The organism is Flavobacterium sp. (genome assembly GCF_030146175.1).
GTDB lineage: Bacteria > Bacteroidota > Bacteroidia > Flavobacteriales > Flavobacteriaceae > Flavobacterium.
Genome location: NZ_JASLCE010000076.1, coordinates 25,166 through 31,878, shown reverse-complemented (window position 1 = coordinate 31,878; position 6,713 = coordinate 25,166). Strand labels below are relative to the sequence as shown.

Genomic DNA, 6,713 nt, shown 5'->3' with positions numbered 1-6,713 from the left:
CAGGATTCAAACCTGTAACCTTCTGAGCCGTAATCAGATGCGCTATTCAGTTGCGCCACGAGGCCTTAGTTGTTTTTACGGGTGCAAATATAGGGGTAAATGTGTAACTTGCAAACAAAATTGAAATAAAATTTAAAAAAAAATGAGACTAAAAGAGTATGTACGTGATATTCAGGATTTTCCTAAAGAAGGAATTTTGTTTAAAGATATCACTCCTTTATTGATGAGCCCGGAAGCCACGAATGAATGCCTCCAAATTTTGATCGAAAACCTGAAAAATAAAAAAATCGATAAGGTAATCGGAGTGGAAAGCCGTGGTTTTTTCTTTGCAACTTTATTGGCGCACGAATTACAGGCGGGTTTTGTGCCGGTTCGTAAAGCCGGAAAGTTGCCATTCGATACCGTTTCGGCTTCGTATACGTTGGAATATGGTACCGATACACTGGAAATTCATGCCGATGCAATCCAAAAAGGGGATAAGGTTCTAATTCACGACGATGTGTTAGCAACCGGCGGAACGATTAAAGCGGTTTGTGAACTGGTAGAAAAACTGGGTGGCGAAATTGTACAGGTAAATTTCCTGATGGAACTGTCTTTTCTGAATGGAGGAGATAAAATTGCCGGCTACGAGCGATTTGCGGCTCTTCAGTACTAGTTTATAGCTCGGATGGTCACATAATACCGCCAGGCGATAATTAGCTTCTGAAAAGCGCTTGCTTTGGATAAATCAAGGTTTTGTTTGCTGTAGCTCGGTAAAAGCAGTTTGTTGAGTTGGGCCAGTATTTTAAACATATTCCTTTGGTTTTGATAAAGATACAAAAAAAAGAGCCACATATGTGGCTCTTTTTTTATTCGCTGTCACGAAGTTCACGCTCGCGTTCCTTCATTGCTTTTTCACGTTCTTTCATCGCTTTTTCGCGATCTTTTCGTGCCGATTCCAGCGCTTTAGCGCGGTCTTTCATAGCTGCTTCACGGGCTTTCATGGCTTTTTCACGTTCCTTCTGAGCAATTTCCTGTGTTTTCATGGCTCTTTCCAAACCTTTCATAGCTTCCTCATGTGCTCTCATCGCAATTTCGTGATCTTTCATGGCTAGTTCCTGACTTTTTAGGGCTTCCACACGGGCACGATCAATTTCCGGACGGGCTTTTTCGATGGCTATACGAGCATCTTCCAATGCCTTACGGGTAATTTCTTTGGTGTCTATTTTAAGATCATCAGCATTTATTATTTCATTACCGTTTACATAAACAACGTTGCCATTTCTGGAGGTAGTTATTACTTTTCCGTTTTTAATGATCACCGAAGCCGACGATTTTTTTACGTTTGATTTTGAATTTGGCGGCGGTGGCGCTGGCGCTGTTGCCGGATTACCTGACCAATACTTTGGAGCTGGAGGGCTTGGTGGTGCTGGTGGACTAGGTGGCGGACTCAGTGGACTTGGCGGTGACGGCGGACTTGGCGGTGATGGTGGGCTAGGTGGTGACGGTGGACTTATAAAATTACTGATACGATCACCAAATGAGGTATCGCTTTCAGGCTGTTCGTTGGTGCCTTCGTCTTTAATGGTTGTACTGGTACGGGTTTTTCCGTTTCTGGCATAGCGTTGTTGTTTTGCTTCGGAGTTAAAACCGATTTTGATTTTACCGTTACTATCGGTTTTTTTGATAAAGCGAATTGGGTTGATCGGTTCGTCACTTTCCGTTTGTGTGATTCCGGTATTGCCTTCTTTGTCTTTGTATTCGATTTTAATACGGATGATTTCACCGGCTTTGTTGCGCTTTACTTTAGAATACTTTAATGTAACACCGTATTCGTTTTTAAGTAATTCCACATTCTTTTTTAATTGTTCATCACTAGTATTTTTGTCTACAATTACAGTTACATCGTCTCCGGGTGTATAGGGAGCGTTATTTTGCTGTAAAGTGGCTGGTGCGTGCTTTTTTTCCTGTGCCAGGATCTTTACCTGGAATTGCAGGATAAAAAAGGCCAGTAGCGGAAGGATGATTAGGTACTTCCACAGGTTCCTTTTTCGGGACTGATTGGTGTTTAACATAACGATTCGTTTTTTGATTAATGATTGATAAAAATGATTGGTGATGGCAATGCATTGGGTTTGCATTGTTACTTTTACTAAGGTTTTCTGATAGGCTTTAATGTCGTCGACAACTTTTGTAGCCTCGGCATCGGCAATAAATTCCAGATTTTGAGCAATGGCTTTTTTGTAAATCCACATGATCGGATTGAACCAGAAAAAGATACAAAATGCCTGCGCGATCATCATGTCGAGTGAGTGTTTCTGTTGGCTGTGAATCTTTTCGTGTTCGATAATGTCGGACAATTCGTCCTGTTGCAATAGTTTGGAATTGTAAACAATATAGTTAAAGAACGAAAAAGGTGATTGGACTTTTTCGGTATCGATAAAATGAAACTTGTTTTGAGTTACGGCTTTTGGTTTTTCCAGTATTTTACGAAGTGATCGGTATTCGGACAGAAAACGGATACAAAACAAAATAATACCGGTGATATATAAAATACTAAACAGATAGTGATAGTCGATTTGAAAACCGGAATCGGCTGGCACTGGTACTGCCATTTGAATTTGTGATGTACCGTCGGCATAGGTAATAGAAGCAATTGGAGTCCGTTCTACCCAAATAATTTTGGTATATGAGATCAGTGGAAGTAATGCGGACGTAAACAAACCGGCTATCAGATAACCACGATTGGCATTAAAAAACGTTTCTTTTCGTAAAAAGAAATGATATGCCAGAAAAAAAACGGTTATTAATGCCGTAACTTTTAGAATGTAAATACCAAATGCTTCCATAAAGGCCTATTTTTTTTCGATCATGTCTAATATTTCGCGAAGTTCATCCGCGCTGATTTTTTCTTCTTTGGCAAAAAAGGAAACCATACTTTTATAGGAATTGTTAAAGTAGTTTTCGATCGCATTGTTCATAAAACTCTTGCGGTAATCCTCTTTTTTTACAATCGGAAAGTACTGGTGGGTGTTGCCAAACGCTTTGTGCGATACATAGCCTTTTTCCTCCAGATTCCGGATAATGGTCGACAAGGTGTTGTAATGCGGCTGATCGTCTTTGATTTCGGCCAACACTTCTTTTACAAATGCTTTTTCAAGCGTCCATAAAATTTGCATTACTTCTTCTTCTTTGTTTGTTAATTTCTGCATGATACTCATTTTCTATAATAATCGGATAGGATTTCCGATTTGTTGAAACAAATGTATAACTATAAATTTAGTTTTGCAACTAAAAAAATAGTTGATTAACTAAAAAAATAGTTTTTTTATTCAGGCAGTCGAAAGAAATAATTCTAAAAGTCTTGTTTTTAGTGTGTTAGTCGTTTTCTGATTTTACGATTTTTAACAGCCAGATAGCGGCAAAAGCAGCAGTCGCGGCAAAAGTTCCCATAAAAATCCAGTTAACGGTATAGTTGTAACGGGAAATAATCTCCATACCGGTTTTAGAACTCATCACATGCGCGAGACTAAAACTCATCGTATATAAAGCCATATAACGACCTTCGTGTCCTTTTGGAGCGCGACTCATCGCAAAGGAGTTGGAAAACGGGAACGCAAACATTTCACCAAAAGTGATCAAAACCAGATTAATCACCAGTATACCTACCCATCCTTTTAATAATAGGGCATAGAAGCCGAAGGTGATAAATAAGGCTCCAAAAAAGATCAGCTTGATTTTGTCCACTTTTTTACGCTCGAAATAACCTACGATCGGCATTTCAAAAAGGAATATCAAAAAGCCATTTATCGACATTAGTAAACCGGTTTGGAATTCCGTAAGTCCGTATTGCTCGTTATGGTATAAAGGTAGCGTACTGAAAAACTGAAAGAATACCATAGCGGTAGCAAAACTGATAAACAGAAACAACCAAAAGGGTTTGTCGCTAAATACGGATTTTACCGGTTCCGTATCGTCGAAATGACTGGCGGTTTTTTCTCTTTTTTTCTCTTTTACCAAAAGACGAAACAAAACGATAGCGGTAATACAGGAAATACCGTCAACCCAAAAAAGTCCTTTATAGCCCATTCCCATAATGATCAAACCACCCATAGCCGGTCCGGCGGCAAATCCGAGGTTTACGGCCAGTCGGACAAGTGTCAGGGCACGGGTTCGGTTTTCCGGGCGTGCATACGTGTTTAAGGATACAAACATAGCCGGTCGAAACATATCGGCAATGATCATAATGGAAAACATCGCGAGACATAGTCCGGTAAAACTGGTTACAAATTGAAGACTAATAAACAGGATACCACTGGTGAACAGGCTAAAAACCATAATACGGTAAAAGCCTATTTTGTCTGATAGTTTTCCGCCCAGCCAGGAGCCGATCATCGAACCGCAACCAAAGCTCACCATAACCCAGCCCACCTGATGGTAGTCGAAATGAAGGTCTTCTTTCAGGTATTTCGATAAAAAGGGGAGTACCATTGTTCCGGCTCTGTTGATAAAGGTAATCAGGGTCAGAATCCAAATTTCACGCGAAAATCCTCTGAAATTATTGATGTAGTTGGAAAAAACTCTTTGTAGCATATACGGTTCTAAATGTCAAATTTACAAACTATTTGATGCTGTAAACAGGAAATGATGTAAATTAATAATGAAATAATAGCAGTGGTTTCGGGCGTGGGATTTTTGATTATTTTTGCAGCAGCTGTTTCGCATACAGCCTGATACCGATTATCATGAAAAAAATACTATATCTATTATTAGGGATGACATTTCCGTTAGCGGGCTTTTCGCAATGCGATTTGGAATCTGTTACGGCTTTTCAGAAAAAGATCAATTCCGAATATGCCAATGCGGAAGAATCGCCGTTAAAAGAAAAAGACCGTAAAAAATTTAAAACGCTGGATTTCTTTCCGGTGGATTTAAAGTATTGTGTGACCGCACGTTTGGTAAAAGCAACGGATGAAAAACCATTTACAATGCCGACTACCGGGACGCGAAAACCACTGTATGTAAAATACGGGGAATTGTCTTTTAAAATTGATGGAAAGGACTATAAACTAAATGTATACCGTAATCTGGAACTGGCCAAAATGGAAAAGTACAAAAACTACCTGTTTTTGCCTTTTACCGATCTTACCAGTGGCGTGGATAGTTATGGTGGCGGACGTTATATCGATCTGGAAATTCCGGAAAGTGCTACGATAACGATCGATTTCAACAAAGCCTACAATCCGTATTGCGCGTATAATGAAGGTTATTCCTGTCCGATACCACCGCAGGCTAATGATCTGAAAGTGGAAATTCGTGCCGGTGTTAAAGCGTTTCATAAATAATGTTGTACAATCTGCATACGCATAAAGCATCCGGTGATCCGGGGGTTTTGGAAATTGTAAATCAGTATCCAAACGAGTTTGATCCATCCGTGGCGTTTTATTCCATTGGGATCCATCCGTGGTATGCCAAAGCGGAACGATTGGAGGAGGATTTGCGTATCATTTCGGATAAGCTAAAAGAGGCCAATTGTATGGCGTTGGGCGAATGCGGACTGGATAAGCGTATTGAAACGGATATCAATAAACAGCTTTCGGTTTTTGAACGGCAATTGGAATTACTCGAACAAAATCCGAAACCGGTAATTTTACATTGCGTAGCGGCCTATCAGGAAGTAATCGCGGTTAAAAAACAAATGAAAGTGGAAGTACCGATGATCATTCACGGTTTTTCTAAAAATTATCAGGTGGCGCGATCGCTTTTGGATAATGGGTTTTACCTTTCTTTTGGAAAATACCTGTTACGTAATCCGGAGCTGGAATCGGTGTTTAAAGCCGTACCGGACGATCGTTTTTTTCTGGAAACGGATATGGTGGAAGAAACCATTTTTCAGGTTTATAAAAAAGCCGCGTCGATTAAGAGCGGTGCCGTTGAAGCAATGGTAGTACAAAATTTTAAAAATGTATTTGATAACAATAAATAAAAAATAAATGGCTGAATGGACAGAGCGAGCAGAATTGCTGTTTAAAAAAGAAGGACTCGAAAAATTAAAAAATGCAAACGTATTGATTGTTGGAATGGGTGGTGTCGGATCGTTTGCGGCAGAATTTATTGCAAGAGCTGGTGTAGGAAAAATGACGATAGTGGATGGTGATACTGTGGATATTACCAATATCAACCGACAATTACCAGCGTTACACTCGACCGTGGGACAACCTAAGGTGAAAATTGTAGGGGATCGTTTGTTGGATATTAATCCGGAATTGGAGTTAACCCGTATCGAGGAATTCCTGTCACCGGAACGCGCTTTTGAATTGATCACTCCGGAGTTTGACTATGTATTGGATTGTATCGATAGTATTACGCCGAAATTAAATCTGATTCTGGCAGCAAAACGCAAAAAAGTTAAGATCATCAGTAATATGGGAGCTGGCGGTAAATTGTTAGCCAGTAAGGTTGTGGTAAAGGATATCAGTAAGACCGATGTTTGTCCGTTGGCTAAAACCATCCGTAAGCGTTTAAAGAAAGAAGGCATTTCAACGGGTGTTAAGGCGGTGTTTTCTACGGAAAAACCGGATGAAAGCAGTTTGAAAATGACAGACGGACAGAATTTTAAAAAATCGTTTTTCGGAACGAATAGCTGGATGCCGGCATTGTTTGGTTTGCATGCTGCCGAAACCGTGGTACGTTATTTATTAGCAAAAGAAAAATAATTGATCATCATATATAAA

8 protein-coding genes are annotated in these 6,713 nt (G+C 39.9%); 4 read left to right on the top strand and 4 right to left on the bottom strand.

Annotated features, from left to right (window positions below; genetic code table 11):
- The first annotated feature begins 142 nt into the window (after positions 1 to 142).
- Positions 143 to 655, top strand: coding sequence for an adenine phosphoribosyltransferase (locus tag Q1R07_RS09315; protein ID WP_300489027.1), 513 nt, complete (start codon positions 143 to 145; stop codon positions 653 to 655).
- On the opposite strand, the gene Q1R07_RS09310 is transcribed toward Q1R07_RS09315, so the two are convergent.
- The 4 genes from Q1R07_RS09310 to Q1R07_RS09295 all read right to left on the bottom strand — a co-directional run bounded on the left by Q1R07_RS09310 (position 652) and on the right by Q1R07_RS09295 (position 4,572).
- Entirely contained in the window at positions 652 to 792 is a 141-nt protein-coding gene (locus tag Q1R07_RS09310) for an SsrA-binding protein (RefSeq protein ID WP_300489024.1), read from the bottom strand. The two genes, Q1R07_RS09315 and Q1R07_RS09310, sit on opposite strands and share 4 nt — an antisense overlap.
- A gap of 56 nt (positions 793 to 848) precedes the next feature.
- Positions 849 to 2,828, bottom strand: a complete 1,980-nt coding sequence (locus Q1R07_RS09305; RefSeq protein WP_300489021.1) for a M56 family metallopeptidase — start codon at positions 2,826 to 2,828, stop codon at positions 849 to 851.
- 6 nt (positions 2,829 to 2,834) lie between these two features.
- Positions 2,835 to 3,191, bottom strand: a complete 357-nt coding sequence (locus tag Q1R07_RS09300) for a BlaI/MecI/CopY family transcriptional regulator (protein ID WP_136401925.1) — start codon at positions 3,189 to 3,191, stop codon at positions 2,835 to 2,837.
- A 166-nt stretch (positions 3,192 to 3,357) separates the two neighbouring features.
- The gene (locus Q1R07_RS09295) at positions 3,358 to 4,572 is read right to left on the bottom strand and encodes an MFS transporter (RefSeq protein WP_300489016.1); all 1,215 of its coding nucleotides are present in this window, start codon (positions 4,570 to 4,572) and stop codon (positions 3,358 to 3,360) included.
- Between the two features lie 152 nt (positions 4,573 to 4,724).
- Between Q1R07_RS09295 and Q1R07_RS09290 the strand changes: the two genes are divergently transcribed.
- From Q1R07_RS09290 to Q1R07_RS09280, 3 genes are read left to right on the top strand one after another with little or no spacing between them, the layout of a single operon-like run.
- Positions 4,725 to 5,324 carry a DUF1684 domain-containing protein gene (locus Q1R07_RS09290; protein ID WP_300489013.1) on the top strand — a complete coding sequence of 200 codons (600 nt, stop codon included), beginning with the start codon at positions 4,725 to 4,727 and terminating at the stop codon, positions 5,322 to 5,324.
- Positions 5,324 to 5,965, top strand: coding sequence for a TatD family hydrolase (locus tag Q1R07_RS09285; protein WP_300489010.1), 642 nt, complete (start codon positions 5,324 to 5,326; stop codon positions 5,963 to 5,965). Before Q1R07_RS09290 ends, Q1R07_RS09285 begins: the two co-directional genes overlap by 1 nt.
- 7 nt (positions 5,966 to 5,972) lie before the next feature.
- Positions 5,973 to 6,695, top strand: a complete 723-nt coding sequence (locus Q1R07_RS09280; protein WP_300489007.1) for a tRNA threonylcarbamoyladenosine dehydratase — start codon at positions 5,973 to 5,975, stop codon at positions 6,693 to 6,695.
- The last annotated feature ends 18 nt before the right edge of the window (positions 6,696 to 6,713 follow it).